General features: G+C 73.3%; 9 protein-coding genes and 2 pseudogenes. 2 read left to right on the top strand and 9 right to left on the bottom strand.

Annotation, left to right across the window (positions count from 1 at the left end):
- Positions 1–141 precede the first annotated feature (141 nt).
- From FRAQA3DRAFT_RS21595 to FRAQA3DRAFT_RS21590, 3 genes are all read right to left on the bottom strand, one after another.
- On the bottom strand, positions 142–1,806 hold the full coding sequence (locus tag FRAQA3DRAFT_RS21595; protein WP_009741180.1) for an ABC transporter substrate-binding protein: 1,665 nt from the start codon (positions 1,804–1,806) through the stop codon (positions 142–144).
- Between the two features lie 472 nt (positions 1,807–2,278).
- The gene (locus tag FRAQA3DRAFT_RS38900) at positions 2,279–2,497 is read right to left on the bottom strand and encodes a putative leader peptide (RefSeq protein WP_369809371.1); all 219 of its coding nucleotides are present in this window, start codon (positions 2,495–2,497) and stop codon (positions 2,279–2,281) included.
- A 244-nt stretch (positions 2,498–2,741) separates the two neighbouring features.
- The gene (locus FRAQA3DRAFT_RS21590; RefSeq protein ID WP_232291695.1) at positions 2,742–4,166 is read right to left on the bottom strand and encodes an MFS transporter; all 1,425 of its coding nucleotides are present in this window, start codon (positions 4,164–4,166) and stop codon (positions 2,742–2,744) included.
- Between the two features lie 265 nt (positions 4,167–4,431).
- Between FRAQA3DRAFT_RS21590 and FRAQA3DRAFT_RS21585 the strand changes: the two genes are divergently transcribed.
- The gene (locus FRAQA3DRAFT_RS21585) at positions 4,432–5,214 is read left to right on the top strand and encodes a TetR/AcrR family transcriptional regulator (RefSeq protein ID WP_009741178.1); all 783 of its coding nucleotides are present in this window, start codon (positions 4,432–4,434) and stop codon (positions 5,212–5,214) included.
- A gap of 34 nt (positions 5,215–5,248) precedes the next feature.
- Here FRAQA3DRAFT_RS21585 and FRAQA3DRAFT_RS21580 read toward each other — a convergent pair whose 3' ends face one another.
- The 6 genes and pseudogenes from FRAQA3DRAFT_RS21580 to FRAQA3DRAFT_RS38890 all read right to left on the bottom strand — a co-directional run.
- The gene (locus FRAQA3DRAFT_RS21580) at positions 5,249–5,737 is read right to left on the bottom strand and encodes a nuclear transport factor 2 family protein (protein ID WP_009741177.1); all 489 of its coding nucleotides are present in this window, start codon (positions 5,735–5,737) and stop codon (positions 5,249–5,251) included.
- 27 nt (positions 5,738–5,764) lie between these two features.
- The gene (locus FRAQA3DRAFT_RS21575; protein ID WP_009741176.1) at positions 5,765–6,187 is read right to left on the bottom strand and encodes an ester cyclase; all 423 of its coding nucleotides are present in this window, start codon (positions 6,185–6,187) and stop codon (positions 5,765–5,767) included.
- A 61-nt stretch (positions 6,188–6,248) separates the two neighbouring features.
- Positions 6,249–7,025, bottom strand: a complete 777-nt coding sequence (locus FRAQA3DRAFT_RS21570) for an SDR family NAD(P)-dependent oxidoreductase (RefSeq protein ID WP_009741175.1) — start codon at positions 7,023–7,025, stop codon at positions 6,249–6,251.
- A gap of 320 nt (positions 7,026–7,345) precedes the next feature.
- A complete protein-coding gene (locus tag FRAQA3DRAFT_RS35340; protein WP_198286953.1) occupies positions 7,346–10,576 on the bottom strand; it encodes a type I polyketide synthase in 3,231 nt (1,076 codons plus the stop codon).
- 127 nt (positions 10,577–10,703) lie between these two features.
- Positions 10,704–20,570: pseudogene (locus FRAQA3DRAFT_RS38895) on the bottom strand (SDR family NAD(P)-dependent oxidoreductase); the annotation flags it as partial.
- A gap of 53 nt (positions 20,571–20,623) precedes the next feature.
- A pseudogene (locus tag FRAQA3DRAFT_RS38890) lies at positions 20,624–22,282 on the bottom strand (SDR family NAD(P)-dependent oxidoreductase); the annotation flags it as partial.
- 37 nt (positions 22,283–22,319) lie between these two features.
- Between FRAQA3DRAFT_RS38890 and FRAQA3DRAFT_RS38885 the strand changes: the two are divergent.
- On the top strand, positions 22,320–22,646 hold a 327-nt coding region (locus FRAQA3DRAFT_RS38885), incomplete at its 3' end, for a hypothetical protein (RefSeq protein ID WP_369809370.1).

The following is a 22,646-nucleotide window of genomic DNA, read 5'->3' as shown; positions in this document are numbered from 1 at the left end:
CCCCCCGCAGAACCCGGGCCCAGACGGGCCCCGCGGATCCGTCGGGATGCGGCGCGGCCGGACCGTCGTCGCCCCGTCGCCGTGGCCGGCGCCCGGTGGTCGCCGGCCACGGAGTGCTGCTCGCCGGGGTGGCCGTCATGGTCAGCTACGCCAGGCGTCGAAGAGCAGCGGCTTGCCGTTGGGATCGACGGTCAGCCCCGACACGTCGGTTGCGACGGCGACGAGCTTCGTCGGCACGTAGATCGGCAACACGACCGCGTCGTCGACGACCACCTTGTGCTGCACCTTGCCGTACACGTCGTCCCGCTTGGCCCGGTCGAGGGTGGCCGCGCCGGCCTCAGTCCAGGTGTCCACCTGCGGGTCGCGCAGGTTCGCCGCGTTCTGGCCGCCGGTGGCCGGCAGGCTGGCCGAGTTGAAGAACCCGCGCAGGAGGTCCGGCTCGAACCGCGTCCACGAGAAGTCGTACAGGTCGTACTTGCCGTTCAGGGCCAGGGAGACGTAGGCGCCGATGTCGAGGGCGGGCCGGGTGACCTCCACGCCGATCTTCTTCAGGTCGGCCTGGATCGCCTGGGCGACGACCTCCCGCTGCTCGCGGGTGTGCGGCGGGTTCCACGGCCAGTCCAAGGTCAGCCGCTTGCCGTCCTTCGTCCGGTAGCCCTGGCCGTCGCGGCCCGTCCAGCCGGCCTCGTCGAGCAGCTTCCCGGCGGCCGTCGGGTCGAACGCGATGGCGTTGGTCAGCGTCTTGTCGTAGGACGGGGTGGCGGGGGTCAGCGGGCTCCACGCCCGGGCGTACTGGCCGAAGTACACCGTCTTCACGGCCTGGTCGACGTCGGCGCCGAGCTGGATGGCCCGGCGTACCCGCTGGTCGGCCAGGGGTCCGTGGGCGGTGTTGAGGAAGACGTTGTAGGCGCCGCCGGGGTCCTCCACCTTGCGGATCTTCAGGCCCTTGTCCGCCTCGACGGTCTTGATGTCCGACGGCGGGATGCTCGTGGCCACGTCGGCCTGGCCGCTGGTGACGGCGCCGACTCGTACCGTGTCCTCGGTCAGGAACCGGAAGGTCACCTTGTCCAGGTAGGCCGCGCCGGTGTGCGCGGCCTGCTGCGGCGCCCAGTTGTACTTCGGGTTCTTCGTCAGGACGACGTTCTGGCCCTTGGTGTAGCTGCTGAAGACGAACGGGCCGGTGCCGACGATCGCGCTGCCGCCGGCGCACAGCTCATCGGGGCGGCGGCTGAGCGAGCGCGTGGAGTAGAAGCCCAGGTTGGGGGTGCTCGTTGCCTGCAGGAACGGGGCGAAGGGCTTGGCGAAGTTGACCTTCACCGTGTGCGCGTCGATGACGTCGGCGCCGGTGTAGGGGCCGAGCAGGGTGGCCGCGTACTGCGACTTCGTCTTCTTGTCGACGATACGGTCGAAGTTCGCCTTCACCACGGCCGCGTCGAACGGCGTGCCGTCGGTGAACGTCACCCCCTCGCGCAGCTTGAAGGTGTAGGTCTTCAGATCCGCGGCGACCTCCCACGACGTCGCCAGCCACGGATGGAATTCGCCCTTGGCGTCGACGGCCACCAGGGAGTCGACCACGCCGCGTTCGATGTCGCCGGTGATTCCCTGCTGATTGACCTGGAGGTCGAAGCAGGTCGGTTCGACGTCAAGGGCGTAGGTCAGCGACCCGCCGGCCTTGGGCTTGCCCGATGCCGCCCCGGACGTGCCCGCGTCGGAATCGGAACCCGAGTCCGAGCCGCAGGAGGTGAGGACCAGGGTTGCCGCCGTCGCCGCGGCGAAAGCAAGGCGGACGGGTTTGGCGAGACGCATGCATGTGCTCCGGGAGTATGGAGGATGAGACGTGAGTGGGCGTCGGCGCCGTCGGTCATGCGGCCGTTCACCCGGAATTCGGGAAGATTGACCTCCGGCCGTTCCGGCCGCCACCGGAACGGCTGGGGCGACGTTGTGGCCGCCGACCGATGACCTGCGAGACGGCCTGGTGCCGAATGGTCAGGAGTGTAGGGCCAAGGGGCCGGAGAATGAGGGGAAACGCGGGATAAAACCGGCCGGAGAGGGCGGCGCGGTGCTATCAGGGAATGTCCGGTAAGCCGCCGTGCCGGGGTCCGGGGCACGGCGGCCGATGATTACCGTGGTCGACTCGCTTGGGATTTTCTTGACTGCCGGGCATTCCCGGACCACCAGGCCGCAGCCCGGCGGTCCGGGAACCCGTCGGGCCCGACCGGGCGGCCGACCACCTGCCTCAGAAGGGCGGCGGGTGACGGTGGTGTTCGGGCGCCGCGCCCTAGCGGGAAAGCCGGTCGCCGCCGGGACAGGCTGCGCTTGACACCCGGAGCAGATCGATGTGCCGACGCACGGTGAGAAAAGTGCGCGCAGTGGGGCAGGCGATCCGTCGGGGCGGCCGGGCGCAGGTATGGCCGAGCGGCGTCCCCGGAATGTGAGTGAATGTCCGGCGGCGCGTCCGCGAGGTCGGATGGTGCTGCCGGTCGTCCACAAAATTCATCTTAGTGAAACCTGGCACTTTTGTGTTGGATATTGTGATGCATAACACATCCGATGTTATCGGCTGCGATTCGTCCGTGGTCGTGGTTGCATCAACTCCGATGCACAGTCCGTGCTGCCCATGTTCGGTCCCGGGTTCGGTGTCGTTCAGCGTTCTACTGCCGGTTCGAATCGTGGCAGGTGAATGTCCGCCCGGTCCGACCGCCGGCCGGTGCCGGGGAATCCATCCCGCGCGGTCGAACCGTTCAGGAATAGGCCCGGACGTCCTCGTCTCCGGCGACGTCCGGCACGCCCAGCCCGGTCGGGTCCGGCGCCGCCGGCGTGGCCGCCGCCGACGGACGGTCGCGCAGGAGCAGCGCGACGACCACGCTGATCACCACCGCGGTGACGGCGGAGACCAGGCCGCCGACCCGCAGCCCGTCGACCACGCTGTCCGGCGTGGGTGCGCCGCCGACGCCGAGGTCGAGCCCGGAGTTGGCCACCGCCACGATCGCCGCCAGCCCCACCGCGCTGCCGACCTGCTGCGAGGTGGAGGCAACCGCGTTGGCGACGCCCTGCTCTTCGACGGCGATCCCGTGCCCGGCCGCCGAGAAGCACACCGTGAAGGCGATGCCGCCACCGATGCCCCACACCGCGATGCCGGGCAGCAGCGCCGGGTAGGAACCGCCCACCGACATCCCGGGGACGAGCAGCCCGATGCCGATCCCGCACAGCAGCAGCGCGACAGCCATCGTGGCGCCGTACCCCAGTTTGGCGACGCTGGTGGTGGCCAGCGGGCCGGCGCCGGCCATCGAGATCAGCGTCAGCGGGAGGAAGGCCAGCCCCGCCTTCAGCGGGCTGTAACCGAGGACGTTCTGCAGGTAGGTGGTGAACAGGAAGTACTCGCCGGCGAGGGTGCCGGCGAAGACGAACACGGCGAGCACGGCCGTCGACAGGTTGCGGTACCCCAGCAGCCGCGGCGGCAGAAGCGGGTTGCGCAGACGCTGTTCGAGGACGGCGAAGCCGGCGAGGATCACCACGCCGAGCGCGATCGCGCCGGCCGCGCGCACCGACCACCAACCCGCCTCCGGCCCGCTGACCAACCCGAACACAACCAGTGCGACGCCGGCGGTGGCCAGTAGACCACCCGGTAGGTCGAACCCGGTGCGCGCGGGCTGGGATGCGTCCGCCGCCAGCAGCCGCGGCGCCACCGCGGCGATGAGCACCGCGACCGGGACGTTGACGAAGAAGACCCATTCCCAGCCGAGGTAGTTGGTGAGCACGCCGCCGAGCAGCGCGCCGGCGGCGAGCCCGCCGCCACCCGCGGCACCCCACGCGGCCAGCGCCCGGGTGCGCTCGGCTCCCGGCTGGAAGGTGGTGTTGATCAACGTGAGGATCGCGGGGAACAGCAGCGCGCCGCCGACCCCCTGCACCGCGCGTGCGGCGATCAGCAGCCCCGAGTCGTTCGCGAGGCCGCCCGCGAGCGAGGACAGGCCGTAGAGCACCGCCGCGGTGAGGAACACCCGCCGTGCCCCGAGCCGGTCGGCCGCCCGGCCGCCCAGCAGCAGCAGCCCACCGAACGTCACCGCGTAGGCGCTGACGACCCACTGCAGGGACTGGGAACTGAAATCGAGCTCCCGGCCGATGTCCGGCAGCGCGACATAGACGATGTTGTAGTCAATGGCGATCATGAATTGGGCGAACGCCAGGAGTGCGAGCGTCAGCCCGAGCCCTGGCCGTGGTCGGGGCACGGATGCATCCACTGGAGTGGCTCTTTCTGTCGCGGGCGTCGGGTCATGCGCCGACGTGATCGCACCCGGCCGGCGGCATCGGGCGCGCTCGAGGCGCGGTGACAAAAATTCTACACACCGTTGTGTTTCTGCTCGACGACTGGTTGCTGAACGGGCATCTGTCTCTGAACGCCGTATAGTAGTTGGGCATTGTAAGGTGTCAAGAGTGGACGGAGTGAAGCTGAGTCGGCGGGAGCGCCTGCGGGTCGAGACCGTGCGGGACATCAAGGAAATCGCGCTTCGTCACATGGCCGAGCAGGGCGCGGCCGGCCTGTCGCTGCGGGCGATCGCCCGGGAGATGGGGATGACCGCCGGCGCGCTGTACAGCTACTACGACACCAGGGACGACCTGATCACCGCCCTGATCGTCGACGTGTACGACTCCCTTGCCCAGGCGCTGGAGGCCGCGCGCCGCTCCCGGCCTGACGACCCGGCGGGCCAGCTGGAGGCCGTCGGCGTGACCTACCGGCAGTGGGCGATCGGCAGACCCCCGGAGTTCCAGCTCGTGTACGGCGACCCGATCCCCGGCTACCAGGTGCGCGACGACGGCGCCGAACTCGCGGCCGAGCATCGGGCCTGCGGCGTCCTGATCAGGATCGTCGCCGCGGCCTGGCCCGGCATCGAGGCCACCCGGGCCGCCGGGGCCGCCGGGGTGGCCACCGGTGAGCCGGTCCGCGCCGCTCCGGTCGCCGGCTCGTACACCTGGTCGGACTTCCGGCCCGACTTCGCCGAGATGGCCCGCACCTCGTTTCCCGACTTCCCGCCCGACGCCGCCGCGCTGTCGCTGCGGATCTGGGGCCGCCTGCACGGTCTCGTCGCGCTGGAGGTGTACGGCCACCTGCGGCCGCAGGTGAACGACCCGGCCCGGCTGTACCGCGACGAGCTGCGCGACCTGTGCGAGCTGCTCAACCTCGTGCCGAGCACCCCGTCAGGCGGACTGGCGGGATGACGGCCCGGCCGGTGCCCGGCCGGGCCGGGCCGGGTTACGGCACCAGGTTCGGCAGCCGGTCGGCCGATGCCCGCCACTGTTCGGGGAGCGGCTGCTGGACGACCGGCCCCGCGGCGTCCGGCGAGCCGGCGGCCAGGGGGTAGCGGGGCACGATCTGCCGGGCGGCGATCCGCCATCCGCCGTCGGTCCGGACCAGGACGTCGCGGTACTCGCCGTTGGTCACCGAACCGTCGGCGAGCACGGCGAGGTAGCGGCTCACCGCCCGCACCGTGCCGTCCGGGTCGGACAGGACCACGGTGCTCACCGTCTGATGGTCGGCGGCTTCGGGTGGTAGCTGGCGCTGGAACTCCGCCACCTCGGCGAGCCCGCGCAGCGACCTGCCGCTGCGTTGGAACTCGACCGCGACGTCCTCGGTGAACACCAGCCCGAGGGCGTCGGCCTGCCGGTTGTCGAACACATGCGAGAACAGGGCCAGGGTCTGTCCGATCTCGGCGAGATCGGTGGCCGACAGCTTCGTGCTCATGCGGTCCTCCCGTCGCGGCCGGCGCGCTCAGGCGGCGGCGATGGCGCCGACCTGGCGCAGGATGGTGAGACGGTCCGGCAGCACGCTGTAGTTGACGATCTGGCCGTCCCGGAAGGTGACGAGGCTGATGCTGGTGGCGTCGATGGGCTTCCCGGTCGCGGGCGCGCCGAACAGCTCGCCCTGATGGGTGCCCTCGATCCGCCAGTACACGACCACCCGGTCGCCCTCGGCGACGAGATCGGTCACCGTGGTGCGCACGTCCGGAACCGCCGTCCGCAGCCACTCGAGGTGTTCCCGGAAACCGGCGCGGCCGATGGACCAGCCGGCGTGCTGGCGGGTGGCGTCGTCCCCGTCGTCGGCGACGAACGTCTCCAGCAGCTCCGCCTTCCCGAAGTTCACCACCTCCTCGTAAAGCCGCCGCGCGATCTCCTTGTTGGCCTCGATGCTCATTCCGATCCTTTCCCGGTTGGATTTTCGAGACGTTCTTATTTCCTGATCGTCCGTTGACGGACTACTGCGGCGGCTCACCGTGGTAGGTGGGCGGCAGCAGAATTCCGTTGGAGGCGGAGAGACCGCCGTCGACCGGTATGACGGCGCCGGTGATGTACGACGCCGCCGGGGACGCGAGAAACCAGATGACCTCGGCCTGCTCCGCCGGCCGCGCCCAGCGTCCCAGCGGGACGCGCCGGGTCACCGCCGCGGCGAAGGCCGGGTCGGCACGCTGGCCGGCGGTGCGCGGGGTCTCGGTGAGCCCGGGGGCGACGGCGTTGATCCGGATGCCCTCGAAGGCGTAGTCCAGGGCGGCGGAGCGCACCAGGTTGTTCGCCGCGGCCTTCGTGGTGTTGTAGGCCCAGGTGTACGGGTCGCCCCGCAGCCCGGCGCCGGACGACGTCACCACGATCGACCCGCCCCCGGCGGCCCGCAGTGCCGGGGCGGCCGCGCGGATCCCCAGCACCAGGCCGCGGACGTTCACGGCGTAGATCGTGTCGAGGCTCTCGGCGGCACCGGCCGCCTCGATCGGCGGGGCGCCCCCGAGACCAGCGTTGAGCACCGCCGTGTCGAGCCGGCCGAAGCGCTCGACCGCCAGGGCAACCATGGCGTCGTTCGTCGCCGGGTCCGCCACGTCACCGACGAGGGTGACCACGTCCTCGCGGGTGCCGAGCTTGGCCAGGCCCTCCTCGGACACGTCGACGGCGACGACGCCGAACCCGCGTTCGGCGAACAGGTCGACGCATGCCTCGCCGATCCCGGCCGCGGCGCCGGTGACGACGACTGCTCCCCTGGCCATGTCGACTCTTCTCTCCCGCACCCGCGGTCGTTCGTCGAACGGGCCCGCAACATGCGTGTAGTAATCCGGCAGTACCTGGGCCGGATGGATCGGCTGTGTTATTCCCACCGGTGGTCGCGCCGCCCGGTGTGTCGCTGATGTTTCTCAACCCTACCGGGATCGGAAACACTGCGGGCTGCTTTCCGATTGCTTCTTCTCCGGGTCCGCACAACAAAGAACGGCCTGGCCCGGACGGTCGGCCCGGACGGCGACGGACGGCCAACCAGGAATGGTCCCGGCGCGGCTAGGTAGAAGTACGTAGCCGCGCCGGCCGCCCGGCGTCAGGCGAGGGAGTCGATGAACTGACGGATCGCCGCCACCGTCGTCGGCGAGTGCTCCTCCAGGATCGAGAAGTGCTCACCGGGCACGTCCACCGTCGTGTGCGGCGTGGTCCAGTACGCCTGCCAGCCGTCCGGGTCCGCCGGATCGATGATCGTCCGCCGCAGCGGGTCCGCCGCCCGGATGAGCAGCGTCGGGGCGGCGACCGGCTTGGCCTGCCAGCCGTTGAAGACCCGTACGTAGGCGCCCATCGTGGTCAGGCTCGCGTCGCTCCAGACCATCTGGTAGCGATCGACCCGGTCCAGCATCCCGGTGATCATCGCGGTCAGCCACCAGTCCGCCATCCCCTCGCGGACGGCGCTCTCCGGCGGGTAGCTGTCGACGAGCACCAGCCCGGACGGGGTGATTCCGGCGTTCTCCAGCTCCGCCGCCACCGCGTGTGCTACGACCCCGCCCATCGAGCGGCCGACGAGGACGAACGGCTCGTCCCCGACCAGCCTGGTCACCTCCCGCACATGCATCTCGATGTAGGTGGGCTCGTCGATCGGGACGTGGTCGCTCTCGTCGTAGCCCGGCGAGGGCAGCACGAACACGTCGCGTTCGCCGCGCAGCAGCGTGCCGAGCCGGGCGTACTCGTGCGGCCCGGAGATCGCGCTCATCGCCGGGAAGCAGATCAGCCGGTGGCGGGCCGGGCCCTCGGCGAGCTCCGGGCCCTCGGCGAGCTGGAGTGTCGGCACGGCGTGCCGGGCGCTGTCGGCCGCGTCGAAGACGGGGCGCAGGGCCGAGGCGACGACCAGCAGCTGCGCCGCGGCCGCGAAGTTGTCCCGCGCGCACAACGCCTGGTACAGCTCGGACAGCGGCCCCTCCTGCGGGCCGATGACGGTCGTGCGGCCCGCCGCAGGCCCGCCCGCCGGCGTGGTGGCGCCGCCCGTGGCGGGCGCGGCGGCCAGGACCTTCGCGAGCTGCTCGGCGAGGTACGCGGCGAGCGCGGCCGCGCTCGGGTGGTCGAAGGTGAGGGTGGCGGGCAGGCGCAGGCCGGTGGCGGTGTTGAGCCGGTTGCGCAGCTCGACGGCGGTCAGCGAGTCCAGGCCCAGCTCGCCGAAGTCCCGCTCGGCCTCGACGGTGTCGACGTCGCGGTGGCCCAGCACCGCCGCGACCTCGTGGCGGACGTGCTCGAGCAGGATCGACTCCCGCTGTTCGTCGGGGGCCGCCGTCAGCCGGTCGCGCACCGCCGCGGCGTCCCCACGCGACGCCGCGGCGCCCTGCGCGGCACCCCGGCGAGCCGGGCGGACGAGGCCGCGCAGCAGCGGGGGGACCGCCCCGTCCGTGGCTGCCCGCCGGCTGATCGTGGCGACGTCGAGGGCGGCGGGGACGAGCAGCGGCTGGTCGAGGGTGCCGGCGGCGTCGAACAGGGCGAGGCCGTCGGCGGGCGGCAGCGACCGCAGACCGCTCTGCGCGATGCGGGCCCGGTCGGCGGCGGTGAGGTTCTCGGTGAACGTGCTGGTGTCGTCCCAGAGTCCCCAGGCGAGGCTGGTGGCGGGGAGTCCCTGGGCGCGGCGGTGGTGGGCGAGGGCGTCGAGGAAGGTGTTCGCCGCGGTGTAGCTGCCCTGCCCGGCTCCGCCGACGAGCCCCGCGAGCGAGGAGTAGAGGACGAAGGCTTTGAGGGGGTGGTGGCGGGTGAGGTGGTGGAGGTGCCAGGCGCCGTCGATTTTGGGGGCCAGGACGGTGTGGAGGCGGTCTTCGGTGAGGTTGGTCAGGGTGGTGTCGTCGAGGGTGCCGGCGGTGTGGAGGACGGCGGTGAGGGGGTGGGTGGCGGGGATGGTGTCGAGGAGGTGTTGGAGCTGTTCGGGGTTGGTGGTGTCGGTGGCGGTGATGGTGATGGTGGCGCCGAGGTTTTCGAGTTCGGTGCGCAGTTTCTGGGCGTGGGGGTGGTGGGGGCCGGTGCGGCTGGTGAGGTGGAGGTGGCGGGTGTGGTGGTGGGTGATGAGGTGGCGGGCGAGGTGTTGGGCGAGGGTGCCGAGGCCGCCGGTGATGAGGACGGTGCCGTCGGGGTCGAGGTTCCAGCCCGCCGGATCCGCCGGGTCTGCCGCATCGGGTGCGGCGGCCGCTGCGGCTGCCGGGACGAGACGTGGGGTGTGGGCGGTGCCGCGGCGCAGGGCGATCTGGTGTTCGCCGGTGGCCAGGGCGGCGGCGATGGCCGCGGGCAGGTTGGCGCGGCTGTCGGAATCGCCGTCGAGGTCGAGCAGCAGGATGCGGTCGGGGTGCTCGCTCTGGGCGGTGCGCAGCAGACCGGTCAGGGGCGCCGTGGTCAGGTCGACGTCCTCCCCGGCGATGCTGACCGCGCCGGAGGTGAGGAGCGCGAGCCGGGTCGTGTCCAGCCGGCGGTCGGACAGGTAGGTCCGCAGCAGCTCCAACGCCCGCTCCGTGGCCGCCCGCGCGGCGGCGGGGACGTCCGGGATGTCCGAGGCGTCGGTGGGGCGTGCGAGGTCCGAAGCGCCGAGGGGGAGGACGACGAGGTCGGGAACGGCCGCGCCAGCCTCGATCGCCGCGACGAGGGACGCGAGGTCGGGCTGATCCGTCCGGGTGACGCTCGCCCCGAGCTCGGCCGGTACCGCCTCGCCGGCGTCGGCGCCGACGACGGCCCAGCCGGTGGCCGCTGAAGCCGCCGTGGCCGGTGAATCCGCGCAGGCCAGCCGCAGGGGCGGCCAGGCCACCTCGTAGAGCGAGTCCGAACGGCGGCGCCGGGCCGCGGCGAGCTGCTCGGCGGAGACCACCCGGGCCAGCAGCGAGTCGACGGTGATGACGGGGGCGCCGGTGGGGTCGGTGGCGTGCAGGGAGATCTCGTCGGTGCCATGGATGGCGATGTGGACGCGCAGGCTGGTGGCGCCGGTGGCGTGCAGGCGCACGCCGTTCCAGGCGAACGGCAGCCGGCTGTGGCCCGCGGGTACGTCCGCGAGCCCGTGGAAGACCGACAGGTGCACGGCCGCGTCGAGCAGCGCGGGATGCACCCCGAAGGCGGCGGACTGGTGCTGGTCGCTCCCGGCGTCGGGGAGGGTGACCTCGGCGTACAGGTCGTCGCCGTCGCGCCAGGCGGCGTGCAGGCCCTGGAAGGCGGGCCCGTAGGCCAGCCCCGACGCGGCCAGCGCCGGATAGACGTCCCCGACCGGCACCTCCAGCGCGTCCGGCGGCGGCCACGCGGTCAGCGCTTCGGGGCTCGCCGACGTCTCCGCCACCGTCGCCGGCGGCGGCGAAGACCCCGCTGGCGTGCCGGGTCCACGCGGCGTCGGGCATGTCCTGCGGCCGGGAGTGGACGGCGACGGGGCGGCGACCGGTGTCGTCAGGGGCGGCGACGGTGACCTGGATGGCGACCGCGGCGCGTTCGGACAGGATGAGCGGCGCCTCGAAGACCAGTTCGTCCAACGCCCCCGCGCCGAGGTCGTCGCCGGCCCGCAGCGCCAGCTCGACGAAGGCGGTGCCGGGCACGAGCACGTTGCCCTGCACCGTGTGGTCGGCCAGCCAGGGATGGGTCGCCAGCGAGAGCCGGCCGGAGAACAGCACCCCGTCCTGGTCGGCCAGTCCGATGACCGCGCCGAGCAGCGGATGGTCCGCGCTGGCGAGGCCGAGCCCGGCGACGCTGTGCCCACCGGTCGACGCCTCCCGCAGCCAGTAGCGCTGGCGCTGGAAGGGGTAGGTGGGGAGGGTGGCCGCGAGGCGGGCGGGGTCGCTGCCGATGTTGTCGCCGGTGGCGGTGGCGGTGGTGCTGTCGGTGTTGGCGGCGCTGGTGGTGGGGGGTGTGGGGGTGTGGCCTGTGGTGTGGAGGGTGGCCAGGGCGGTGGCGAGGGTGGTGGTGGGGGGCTTGGTGCGGTGGAGGGTGGGGGTGGCGGTGAAGCGTGGCCGGCTGCTGGTGGTGTCGCTGGTGTCGCTGCTGGTGTCGGTGTGCAGGTGGGTGAGGGTTTGGGTGGTGAGGGTGGACAGGGTGGTGTCGGGTCCGAGTTCGAGGTAGGTGGTGACGCCGTTCTGGTGGAGGGTGGTGACGCCGTCGGTGTAGCGGACGGTGTGGCGGATGTGGCGGGTCCAGTAGTCGGCGGTGGTGTGGTCGCCGTCGGTGGGCAGAGCACCGGTCAGCCCGGTGATGAGGGGGAGGGTGGGCTGGTGGAAGGTCAGGCTGGTCGCGGTGGTGTGGAAGGGGGTGAGGATGGGGTCGGTGAGGGGGCTGTGGAAGGCGTGGCTGACGGTGAGTTTGCGGCTGCGGATGCCTTGGGTGGTGGCGTGTTTGGCGATGCGGGTGAGGGTGGGGGTGTCGCCGGCGATGACGGTGTTGGTGGGGCTGTTCACCGCGGCGATGTCGAGGGTGGGTTGGTCGGCGATGAGACTGCGGGCGGTGGTCTCGTCGGTGTGGAGGGTGAGCATGCCGCCGCCGGGGGGGAGGGCGGCGAGTAGGCGGGCGCGGGTGGCGACGAGGCGGGCGGCGTCGTCGAGGGTGAGGATGCCGGCGAGGTGGGCGGCGGTGATTTCGCCGAGGCTGTGGCCGATGAGGTAGTCGGGGGTGATGCCGTGGGCGGTGATGAGCTGGTAGAGGGCGGTTTGGAGGGCGAACAGGGTGGGTTGGGTCCAGGCGGTGTGGTGGATGGTCGCGCTGTCGGGATGGTCGGGGTGGGCGTGGAGGATGTCGAGCAGGGGTTGGTCGAGGTGGGGGTTGAGGGCGTCGGCGGCGTCGTGGAGGGCTTGGCGGTAGACGGGGTGGGTGGCGTAGAGGGCGTGGCCCATGCGGGGGTACTGGCTGCCCTGACCGGAGAAGGCGAAGGCGAGCTTGCCCGCCCCGGCCTGGCCGGTGATCACGCGGGGATCGGGATTGCCGTCGCGGAGGCGGTCGAGGCCGGCGAGCAGGCTTTCGGTGGTGGTGGCGAGGGCGACGGCGCGGTGGGGGAAGACGGTGCGGGTCGCCAGCGCGCGGGCCAATGCCGGCAGCTCCGGGCTGGTCGGGTTGCGGCGTAGGTGGGTGGTAAGGCGGCGGGCCAGTGCCTGGAGGGCTTCGGGGCTGCGCGCGGACAGCGGCACCAGCACCGGCAGCGCGGCCGCGCCGTCGGCTGGCACGCCGTCGGCTGGCACACCGTCGGCTGGCACACCGTCGGCTGGCACACCGTCGGCTGGCACGCCATCCGCGGGCACGCCGTCCGCGTCGGCCTGAGCCGGACCGGCGGCGAGAGCGTCCGCGTCCGTGGGTGCCTGTTCGATGATGATGTGGGCGTTGGTGCCGCTGATGCCGAAGGAGGAGACGGCGGCGCGTCGCGGTCGGTCGGTGTCGGGCCAGGGCCGGTTCTCGGTGAGGAGCGCGACGTCGCCTTCGGTCCAGTCGACGTGGGGGCTGGGTTCGTCGACGTGCAGGGTGCGGGGCAGTAGGCCGTGCTGGAGGGCGAGGACGGTCTTGATGACACCGGCGGCGCCGGCGGCGGCCTGGGTGTGGCCGATGTTGGACTTGAGGCTGCCGAGCCACAGCGGTCGGTCGGCGGGCCGCTCGCGGCCGTAGGTGGCGACGATGGCCTGGGCCTCGATGGGGTCGCCGAGCGGCGTGCCGGTGCCGTGGCCTTCGACCGCGTCGACGTCGGCCGGGGCGAGGCCGGCGGCGGCGAGGGCGGCGCGGATGACCCGCTGCTGGGCCGGGCCGTTCGGCGCGGTGAGGCCGTTGGAGGCGCCGTCCTGGTTGACGGCGCTGCCGCGGACCACGGCGAGCACGGGATGGCCGTGGCGTTGGGCGTCGGAGAGCCGTTCGACGAGGAGCATGGTGGCGCCCTCGGCCCAGCCGACGCCGTCGGCGGCGGCGGCGAACGCCTTGCACCGCCCGTCGCGGGCGAGGCCGCGCTGCCGGGAGAACTCGATGAACTCGGTGGGCGTCGCCATCACGGCCACGCCGCCGGCCAGCGCCAGGTCGGCCTCGCCGCTGCGCAGGGCCTGGGCGGCGAGGTGCAGGGCGACCAGGGAGGAGGAGCAGGCGGTGTCGATGGTGACCGACGGTCCCTCGAAGCCGAACGTGTAGGAGATCCGGCCCGAGGCCACGCTGCCGGCGATGCCGGTGCCGAGGTAGCCCTCCAGCTCCGGCGGCACCTCGCGTAGCCGGGTGCCGTAGTCGTGGTACATGACGCCGGCGAAGACGCCGGTGGTGCTGCCGCGCAGGGTGGTGGGGTCAATGCCGGCGCGTTCGATGGCTTCCCAGCTCGTTTCGAGCAGGAGGCGTTGCTGGGGGTCGGTGGCGAGGGCTTCGCGGGGGGAGATGCCGAAGAACTCGGCGTCGAAGTCGGCCGCGTCGTGCAGGAACCCACCGTGGCGGGCGTAGGACTTGCCCGCCGCGTCCGGGTCGGGATCGTAGAGCTGCGCCAGATCCCAGCCGCGGTCCGTCGGGAACTCGCTGATCGCGTCCCGGCCCTCGGCGACCAGCTCCCAGAGCTCCTCCGGCGTGGTGACCCCGCCCGGCAGCCGGCAGGCCATCCCGACGATCGCGATCGGCTCGTCGGTCGTGGTGGACGTGGCGGGCCCGGTGCCGGCGCCGACCGGGTGCGCGTCGTCGGCCGCGAGGGTGGTGACCAGGTGTGCGGCGAGCGCGTCCGGGGTGGGATGGTCGAAGGTGAGGGTGGCGGGCAGGCGTAGGCCGGTGGCGGTGTTCAGCCGGTTGCGCAGCTCGACGGCGGTCAGCGAGTCCAGGCCGAGGGCGCTGAACGCCCGGTCGGCGGCGATGCCGTCCGCGGTGGCGTGTCCGAGCACCGCGGCGATCTCGCGGCGCACCGCGGTGAGCGCCTCGGCATGCCGGTCGGCCTGCGCCAGCTCGGCGAGCCGGCGGGCGAGCGACGAGCCGCCCGCACCGGCCGTCTCGACGCCCGCACCCGCGGCGCGCCGCACCGGGGGAACGAGGGCGCGCAGCAGCGGCGGCACGCCGCGCTGGGCGGACTGGGCGCGGATCGTGGCCAGGTCGAGGGCGGCGGGGACGAGCAGCGGCTGGTCGAGGGTGCCGGCGGCGTCGAACAGGGCGAGGCCGTCGGCGGGTGACAGCGGCCGCAGACCACCGGCGCCGAGCCTGGCCCGGTCGGCGGCGGTGAGGTTCTCGGTGAGGGTGCTGGTGTCGTCCCAGAGTCCCCAGGCGAGGCTGGTGGCGGGTAGGCCTTGGGTGTGGCGGTGGTGGGCGAGGGCGTCGAGGAAGGTGTTGGCGGTGGCGTAGTTGGCTTGGCCGGGGTTGCCGGTGATGCCGGCGATGGAGGAGTAGAGGACGAAGGCTTTGAGGGGGTGGTGGCGGGTGAGGTGGTGGAGGTGCCAGGCGCCGTCGATTTTGGGGGCCAGGACGGTGTGGAGGCGGTCTTCGGTGAGGTTGGTCAGGGTGGTGTCGTCGAGGGTGCCGGCGGTGTGGAGGACGGCGGTGAGGGGGTGGGTGGCGGGGATGGTGTTGAGGAGGTGTTGAAGCTGTTCGGGGTTGGTGGTGTCGGTGGCGGTGATGGTGATGGTGGCGCCGAGGTTTTCGAGTTCGGTGCGCAGTTTCTGGGCGTGGGGGTGGTGGGGGCCGGTGCGGCTGGTGAGGTGGAGGTGGCGGGTGTGGTGGTGGGTGATGAGGTGGCGGGCGAGGTGTTGGGCGAGGGTGCCGAGGCCGCCGGTGATGAGGACGGTGCCGTCGGGGTCGAGGTTCCAGCCCGCCGGATCCGCCGGGTCGGCGGTGATGTCACGCTGAGCGTCGCCGGTCCCGATCCCGGTCCCGGTCGAGGTCGAGGTGCGGTCCGGGCTGGTCGCCGATGAGCCGGCGGCGTCCGCGGCCGGGACGGGGATGGGTCGCGGGATGGGGATGGGTCGCGGGATGGGGGTGAGCCGTGGGGTGTGGGCGATGCCGCGGCGCAGGGCGAGGTGGGGTTCCTCCGCCGCCAGCGCGGCGATGATCGTCGCCGGGAGGTTCGCGCGGCTGGCCGGGTCGCCGTCGAGGTCGACATGCAGAACCCGGCCGGGATGCTCGGCGACGGCGGTGCGCAGCAGACCGGTCAGGGGCGCGGTGGTCAGGTCGAGAGCCTCGCCGGCGACGCTGACCGCACCGGTGGTGAGGACGGCGAGGGCGCTGCCGGGCCGGTCCGCGCGCACCCAGTCCTGCAGGAGCGGGAGGACGGCGGCCGCCGTGGCCTTGGCCAGCGCCGGGATCTCGCTGTCCGTGACGCCGTCCGGCCCCGCCTCGCCCGGCCCGATGGCCGACAGCGCGGGTACGTGGACGAGCACCACCTGCGGGGCCTCCGCGTCCACCGCGTCAGGTGCGTCCGCTGCGTCAGGTGCGTCCACCGCGTCAGGTGCGTCCGCTGCGGCGGCGTCCAGCGTGGCGAGATCCGCCACCGCCCGCGCCTCGATGCCGGCCGTCGCCAGGGCCGTGACCAGCTCGCCGCTGGTCTCTCCCAGCACCGCCCAGGCACCCGCGGCCGTGCCGGGGCCGGTGACCGGCAGCTCCGGCCAGGTCACCTCGTAGAGAAGATCCGCGCCTGCGGCCTCGCGCCGCGCCGCAGCGACCTGCTCGGCCGACACCAGCCGGGAGACCAGGGAGTCGACGGTGATGACGGGGGCGCCGGCGGGGTCGGTGGCGTGCAGGGAGATCTCGTCGGCGCCGTGGACGGCGATGCGGACGCGCAGGCTGGTGGCGCCGGTGGCGTGCAGGCGCACGCCGTTCCACGCGTAGGGCAGCCGGCTGTGGGCCGCCGGGGTGTCCGGCAGCCGGTGCAGCGCGGCGGCGTGGAAGGCGGCGTCGAGCAGCGCGGGATGCATCCCGAAGGCGGCACCGTGGCTCTGGTCCGCCCGTGGATCCGGCAGGGTGACCTCGGCGTAGAGGTCGTCGCCGTCGCGCCAGGCGGCGCGCAGGCCCTGGAAGGCGGGCCCGTAGGCGAGCCCGGACGCGGCCAGCTCGGCGTAGCCGTCGGTGAGATCCAATGCGTCCGCCTCGGCCGGTGGCCATGCTTCCGGCGATGCCGCGTCCTGCGTCGTCACCTCCAGGGGGGCCGGTGACTGGGCGGCGGAAACGAGCGTGCCGCTGGCGTGCCGGGTCCAGTCGCCGTCGTCGGCAGCGCCGCCGTTCGGATCGGCCTGCGGCCGGGAGTGGACGGTGACGGGTCGGCGGCCGGTGTCGTCGGGGGCCGCGACGGTCACCTGGATGACGACGGCGCCCCGTTCGGGAATGACGAGTGGCGCCTCGACGACGAGCTCGTCCAGCAGATCGGCGCCGAGGTCGTCGCCGGCGTGCAGCGCCAGCTCGACGAAGGCGGTGCCGGGCACGACGACGCTGCCCTGCACGAGGTGGTCGGCGAGCCACGGCTGGGCCGTCGCCGCGAGCCGTCCGGTGTGCACGGCGGTGTCGTCGGTGGCAAGCCGGACGACGGCGCCGAGCAGTGGATGCCCGGCCGAACGCAGGCCGGCCACGGAGAGGTCACCGGGAGCGTCGGGCGAGCCTTCCAGCCAGTACCGCTGGCGCTGGAAGGGGTACGTGGGGAGGGTGGCCGCGAGGCGGGCCAGGTCGGTGCCGCCGGCGGTGGCGTCTTCGCTGGTGGGGTTTTTGCCGTCGCTGCCGGGGCTGGTGCTGTCGGCGGTGGCGCCGCTGGTGCTGGTGCTACTGGTGATGGGGGGTGTGGGGGTGTGGCCTTCGGTGTGCAGGGTGGCGAGGGCGGTGGCGAGGGTGGTGGTGGGGGGCTTGGTGCGGTGGAGGGTGGGGGCGGCGGTGAAACGTGGCCGACTCCCTGCGGTGCTGTCGCTGGTGTCGCTGCCCTCGAGGGTGGTGAGGGTTTGGGTGGTGAGCGTGGTGAGGGTGGTGTCGGGGCCGAGTTCGAGGTAGGTGGTGACACCGCGGGCGCGGAGGGTGGTGATGCCGTCGGCGTAGCGGACGGCATCACGGATGTGGCGGGTCCAGTAGTCCGCGGTGGTGTGGTCGCCGTCGACGGCCAGGTTGCCGGTGAGACCGGCGATCAGCGGGATGGTGGGTTGCCGGTAGGCGAGGGCGCTGGTGGTGGCGTGGAAGGAAGCGAGGATCGGATCGGTCAGCGGGCTGTGGAAGGCGTGGCTGACGGTGAGGAATCTGCTGCGGATTCCGCGCTCGGTCGCGAGGGTGGCGATGTGGGCCAGCTCGTCGGCGTCGCCGGCGATGACGGTGTTGGTGGGGCTGTTGGCCGCGGCGACGTCGAGGGCGGGCTGCTCGGCGATCAGCTCGCGGGCGGTGGTCTCGTCGGTGTGCAGGGTGAGCATGCCGCCGCCGGGAGGAAGGCTGGCGAGCAGGCGGGCGCGGGTGGCGACGAGGCGGGCGGCGTCGTCGAGGGAGAGCACCCCGGCGAGGTGGGCGGCGGTGATCTCGCCGAGGCTGTGGCCGACCAGATAGTCGGGGACGACGCCGTGGCTGGTCACGAGTCGGTAGAGGGCGGTCTGAAGCGCGAACAGGGTGGGTTGGGTCCAGGCGGTGTGATGAATCGTCGACGCCAGCGGACCGTCGGGGTCGGCGTGGAGGATGTCGAACAGGGGCTGTTCAAGGTGGGGATTCAGGGCGTCGGCCGCGTCCTGGAGGGCGCGGCGGTAGACCGGGTGCGTGGTGTACAGGTCGTGGCCCATGCGGGGGTACTGGCTGCCCTGGCCGGAGAAGGCGAAGGCGAGTTTTCCGGTGCCGGCCTGGCCGGTGACCACCGACGGACCGGGGCGACCGTCGGCGAGGTGGTCGAGGCCGGCGAGTAGATCGTCGGTGCTGGTGGCGAGGGCGACGGCGCGGTGCGGGAAGACGGTGCGGGTCGCCAGGGCGCGGGCCAGCGTCGGCAGCGGCACACGATCGGTGCTGTGGCCATCGCTGCGGTCGTCGCTGCGGCTGTCGCTGTCGCTGTCGCTGTGGCTGTGGCTGTGGCTGTCGTCGTCGGCGCGCAGGTGGGCGGCGAGGCGACGGGCTTGGTCGCGCAGCGCCTCGGGGCTACGCGCCGACAGCGGTACCAGCACCGGAAGCGCTTCGGTCGCACCCGCACCCGCACCCGACGCGGCCGGATCGGCCGGATCGACCGTGTTCGCGGCGGCCGGGGCCTGTTCGATGATGACGTGGGCATTGGTGCCGCTGACGCCGAACGCCGACACCCCGGCCCGGCGGGGGGCGCCGGTCTCGGGCCAGGCGCGGGCCTCGGTGAGCACCTCGACCCCGCCGACCGACCAGTCCACCTGGGTGGACGGCTCGTCGACGTGCAGGGTCGGCGGCAGCAGGCCCGCGCGGATCGCCTGCACGATCTTGATGACCCCGGCGGCGCCGGCGGCGGCCTGGGTGTGGCCGATGTTCGACTTCACCGAGCCGAGGTAGAGCGGCCGGTCGGCCGGGCGGTTGCGACCGTAGACGGTCAGCAGCGCGTGGGCCTCGATCGGGTCGCCCAGCGCGGTGCCGGTGCCGTGGGCCTCGACGGCGTCGACGTCGGCGGGGGTGAGCCGGGCGCCGGCCAGCGCGGCGCGGATGACCCGCTGCTGGGACGGGCCGTTCGGCGCGGTCAGGCCGTTGGAAGCGCCGTCGGAGTTGACCGCGCTGCCGCGGACGAGGGCGAGGATGGGGTGGCCGTGGCGTTGGGCGTCGGAGAGCCGTTCGACGAGCAGGACGCCGGCGCCCTCGCCCCAACCGGTGCCGTCGGCGGCGTCGGCGAAGGCCTTGCACCGCCCGTCGGAGGCCAGGCCCCGCTGGCGGGAGAACTCGACGAAGGCGGCCGGGGAGGCCATCACCGTCACCCCGCTGGCGACGGCGAGGTCGGTTTCGCCGTTGCGTAGCGCCTGCGCGGCCAGGTGCAGGGCGACCAGGGCGGACGAGCAGGCCGTGTCGACGGTGACCGACGGCCCCTCGAAGCCGAACGTGTAGGAGATCCGCCCGGACAGCACGCTGCCGAGCGTCCCCAGCCCGAGGTAGGCCTCCAGCTCCGGCGGCGGCTGACGCACCGTGTCGCCGTAGTCCTGCCCGTTCGTTCCGGTGAACACCGCGGTGCGGCTGCCGCGCAGGGCCGTCGGGTCGATCCCGGCCTGCTCGAACGCCTCCCAGGTGGTTTCCAGCAGCAGCCGCTGCTGCGGGTCGAGGGCGAGCGCCTCGCGCGGCGAGATCCCGAAGAACTCGGCGTCGAAACCGGCGGCGTCGGTCAGGAACCCGCCGTGCCTCGTGTACGACTTCCCCGTCGCGTCCGGGTCGGGGTCGAACAGCTCGTCGACGTCCCAGCCGCGGTCCGTCGGGAACTCGCCGATCGCGTCCCGGCCCTCGGCGACCAGCTCCCACAGCTCCTGCGCGGAGCCGACCCCGCCCGGAAACCGGCAGGCCATCCCGACGATCGCGATCGGCTCCACCCGAGCGTCCCGCTCGTCCCGCAGCCGCTCACGGGTTTCGTGCAGCTCGGCGGTCACCCTCTTGAGGAGGTACCGAATCTGGTCGTCGCTCATGTTCCACCTTCTTTCGCGATGCGGGGTCAGGAGATCCCGAGGGTCTTGCCGATGAAGTCGATGAGTTCGTCATCGCTGGCCGTGGACAGCTCGGCCGCGACGGCCGCGCCGTCCGCGGCCGGTCCGCCCAACCGGGTGAGCAGGTCCCGCAGCCGGTCGGCCGCGGCCTCCCGGTCCGCCTCGGCCACGGCGCTCAGCGCCGACTCCAGCCGGTCGATCTCGGCCAGCACGGCCGGCAGCCCGGCCGGTTCGTCCGGCACCAGCTCGGCGAGCAGATGGTCGGTCAGCGCCGCGGCCGTGGGGTAGTCGAACACCAGGCTGACCGGCAGGGACAGGCCCGTCTCGGCGATCAGCCGGTTGCGCAGGTTCACCGCGGCGAGGGAGTCAAAGCCCTGGTCACGGAACCCGCGGTCGACGTCGACCGCGTCCGGCGACGCGTGTCCCTGCACGGCGGCGACATGGTCGCGGACGATGGCGAGCAGCGTCTCCCGGCGTGCCGGTCCGTCGAGCTCGGCCAGCCGGCTCGCCAGCACCGGGGCGTCGCCGCCGGTCGCGCCCGCCGGCCGGCCCGAGCGCTCGGCGAGGGCGCCGCGTTCGGCGGCGACCTCGGGCAGCTCGTGGACGAGGGGATGCGGCCGGCTCCGGTAGAACGTCCGCCAGTCGGCGGCCACGATCGCCAGGTGCGTCTCGTCGCCGGCCAACGCGCCGGCCAGCGCCCGCACCGCCGGTTGCGGGTCCATCGCCAGCAGCCCGTACCGGCCGAGGATGCGCTCCACGTCCGGTTCGGCGAGTCCCGCCCCGTCCCACTGGCCCCAGGCGATGGAGGTGGCCACCAGCCCGGCGGCGCGCCGGTAACCGGCGAAGGCGTCGAGGAACGCGTTCCCGGGGGCGTAGTTGCCCTGGCCGGTGATCCCCGCCGTCCCGGCGATCGAGGAGAACAGGACGAAGGCCGCCAGATCGGCGTCGCGGGTCAGCTCGTGCAGGTTCAGCGCCCCACCGACCTTCACCCGCAGCACCCGGTCGATCTGCTCCAGGGTCAGCTCCGAGACCAGGCCGTCGTCGAGGACCGCCGCGGTGTGGACGACCGCGCGCAGCGGCAGCTCCGCGGGAATCCCGCCGATCACCTCCGCGAGCGCGTCACGATCCCCCACGTCGACCGCGGCGATCGTGACCCGGGCGCCCAGCGCGCGCAGCTCCGTGGCGAGTTCGGCGGCGCCGGGCGCCTGCTCGCCCCGCCGGCTCGTCAGCAGCAGGTGGGCGGCACCCTCCCGGGCCAGCCAGCGGGCGACGTGCCCGCCGAGCGCCCCGGTGCCGCCGGTGATGAGAACGGTGCCGGCCGGCGCCCATCCGGCGACCGTGCCCGACTCCTGCGCGTCCCGGGTCGCCGCATCCTGGATCGTCGTGTCCGAGACCGCCGGGTCGGCGGCGATGTCCGCGGACGCCGCCGTCACCCGGAGCGGGGCGTGCCGGGCGGCTGCCGGAGCGGGCACCAGCCGGCGGGCCAGCAGGCCGCCCGGCCGCAGCGCGAGCTCCGTCTCGCCGTGGCCGGCTCGCAGCGCCGTCGCCAGGAGCCGCTCGACCTCCTCGTCCACCTGGTCGGGAAGGTCGACGACCCCGCCCCAGCGGCCCGGATGCTCCACGGCGCAGATCGAGCCGAGGCCCCACAGCAACGCGTCGGCCGGTCGGGTGACGGGATCCGCCGCCGACGTCGACACGGCGCCGCCGGTGACGATCCACAGCGGGGCGTCGAGGCCGGTGTCGTCCAGGGCCTGCAGCAGGGCGACGGTCCCTGCGATGCCGAGCGGCGTGGCGGCGGCATCCGGATGCGCCGACTCGTCGAGTGCCAGCAGGGACAGCACCCCCGCCACCGCCGATCCGCCGGGGGCAGCCGGCGGGATCGCGGCGTTCTGGGCTGTGCCGTTGGGGGCCGTGTCGTTGGGGGCTGTGCCGTTCTGGGCTGTGCCGTTCGGGACAGCGCCGTTCGGGATGGCGCGGTCGAGGGGTGTGCCGAGGGCGCCGGCGTCCGGTGAATCGGTCGGGATGGCGGCACCCGTGTCGGCCGGGTCGGCTTCGGCGGCCACGAGCAGGCGGGTGAGCTCGGTCGCCAGGGTGCGGCGGTCCGCGCTCGCCGGGACGACCAGCCGGCGCACGGTGGCGCCCCCGCCCTCCAGCGCCCGCGCCGACGCGGCGACCCGGGGATGGTCGGCGTGGTCCGACGCGACCACCAGGAGCCAGTCGCCCTCGGACGCCGGGGATGCCGGGGCGCTCTCCGGAACCGGTCGCCAGGCGATCCGGTACCGCCACGAGTCCGCCTGCGACTCGGTGACCCGGCGCGTCCACCAGGAGTTCAGCGCGGGCAGCACGGTGGCCAGCGCGTTCTGGTCCGTCGGGTCGGAGATCCCCAGGGTGTCGGCGAGGGTGGTCGCGTCGGCGTGCTGGACGGCATCCCAGAAGCCGGTGTCGACCGCGTCGAGTGGGCTCCCCTGCCGATCGGACCCGGCCGACGCCGGGTCCTCCAACCAGTAGCGCCGGCGCTGGAAGGGGTAGGTGGGGAGGGTGGCGGCGAGGTTGGCCGGGCTGGCGTCGCTGCTGGTGCTGGTGGCGCTGCTGGTGCTGGTGGCGCTGCTGGTGCTGGTGGCGCTGTCGCTGTCGGTGCTGGCGTCGCTGGTGACGGCGCCGGTGCTGGCGGCGCTGGTGGTGGGGGGTGTGGGGGTGTGGCCTGTGGTGTGGAGGGTGGCCAGGGCGGTGGCGAGGGTGGTGTGGGGGGCTTGGTGCGGTGGAGGTGGGGTGGCGGTGAAGCGTGGCCGGCTGCTGGTGGTGTCGCTGGTGTCGCTGCTGGTGTCGGTGTGCAGGTGGGTGAGGGTTTGGGTGGTGAGGGTGGAC

The sequence above is a fragment of the Frankia sp. QA3 genome (assembly GCF_000262465.1).
Classification (GTDB): domain Bacteria; phylum Actinomycetota; class Actinomycetes; order Frankiales; family Frankiaceae; genus Frankia.
Note: the sequence above shows the minus strand (reverse complement) of the source record. Positions and strands in the feature narration are given on the sequence as shown.

What these genes read in the sequence shown, in the direction of transcription:
- FRAQA3DRAFT_RS21595 (WP_009741180.1), bottom strand. Translation starts at nt 1,806, where the DNA reads ATGCGTCTCGCCAAACCCGTCCGCCTTGCTTTCGCCGCGGCGACGGCG.
- FRAQA3DRAFT_RS38900 (WP_369809371.1), bottom strand. Translation starts at nt 2,497, where the DNA reads ATGAATTTTGTGGACGACCGGCAGCACCATCCGACCTCGCGGACGCGC.
- FRAQA3DRAFT_RS21590 (WP_232291695.1), bottom strand. Translation starts at nt 4,166, where the DNA reads ATGATCGCCATTGACTACAACATCGTCTATGTCGCGCTGCCGGACATC.
- FRAQA3DRAFT_RS21580 (WP_009741177.1), bottom strand. Translation starts at nt 5,737, where the DNA reads ATGAGCACGAAGCTGTCGGCCACCGATCTCGCCGAGATCGGACAGACC.
- FRAQA3DRAFT_RS21575 (WP_009741176.1), bottom strand. Translation starts at nt 6,187, where the DNA reads ATGAGCATCGAGGCCAACAAGGAGATCGCGCGGCGGCTTTACGAGGAG.
- FRAQA3DRAFT_RS21570 (WP_009741175.1), bottom strand. Translation starts at nt 7,025, where the DNA reads ATGGCCAGGGGAGCAGTCGTCGTCACCGGCGCCGCGGCCGGGATCGGC.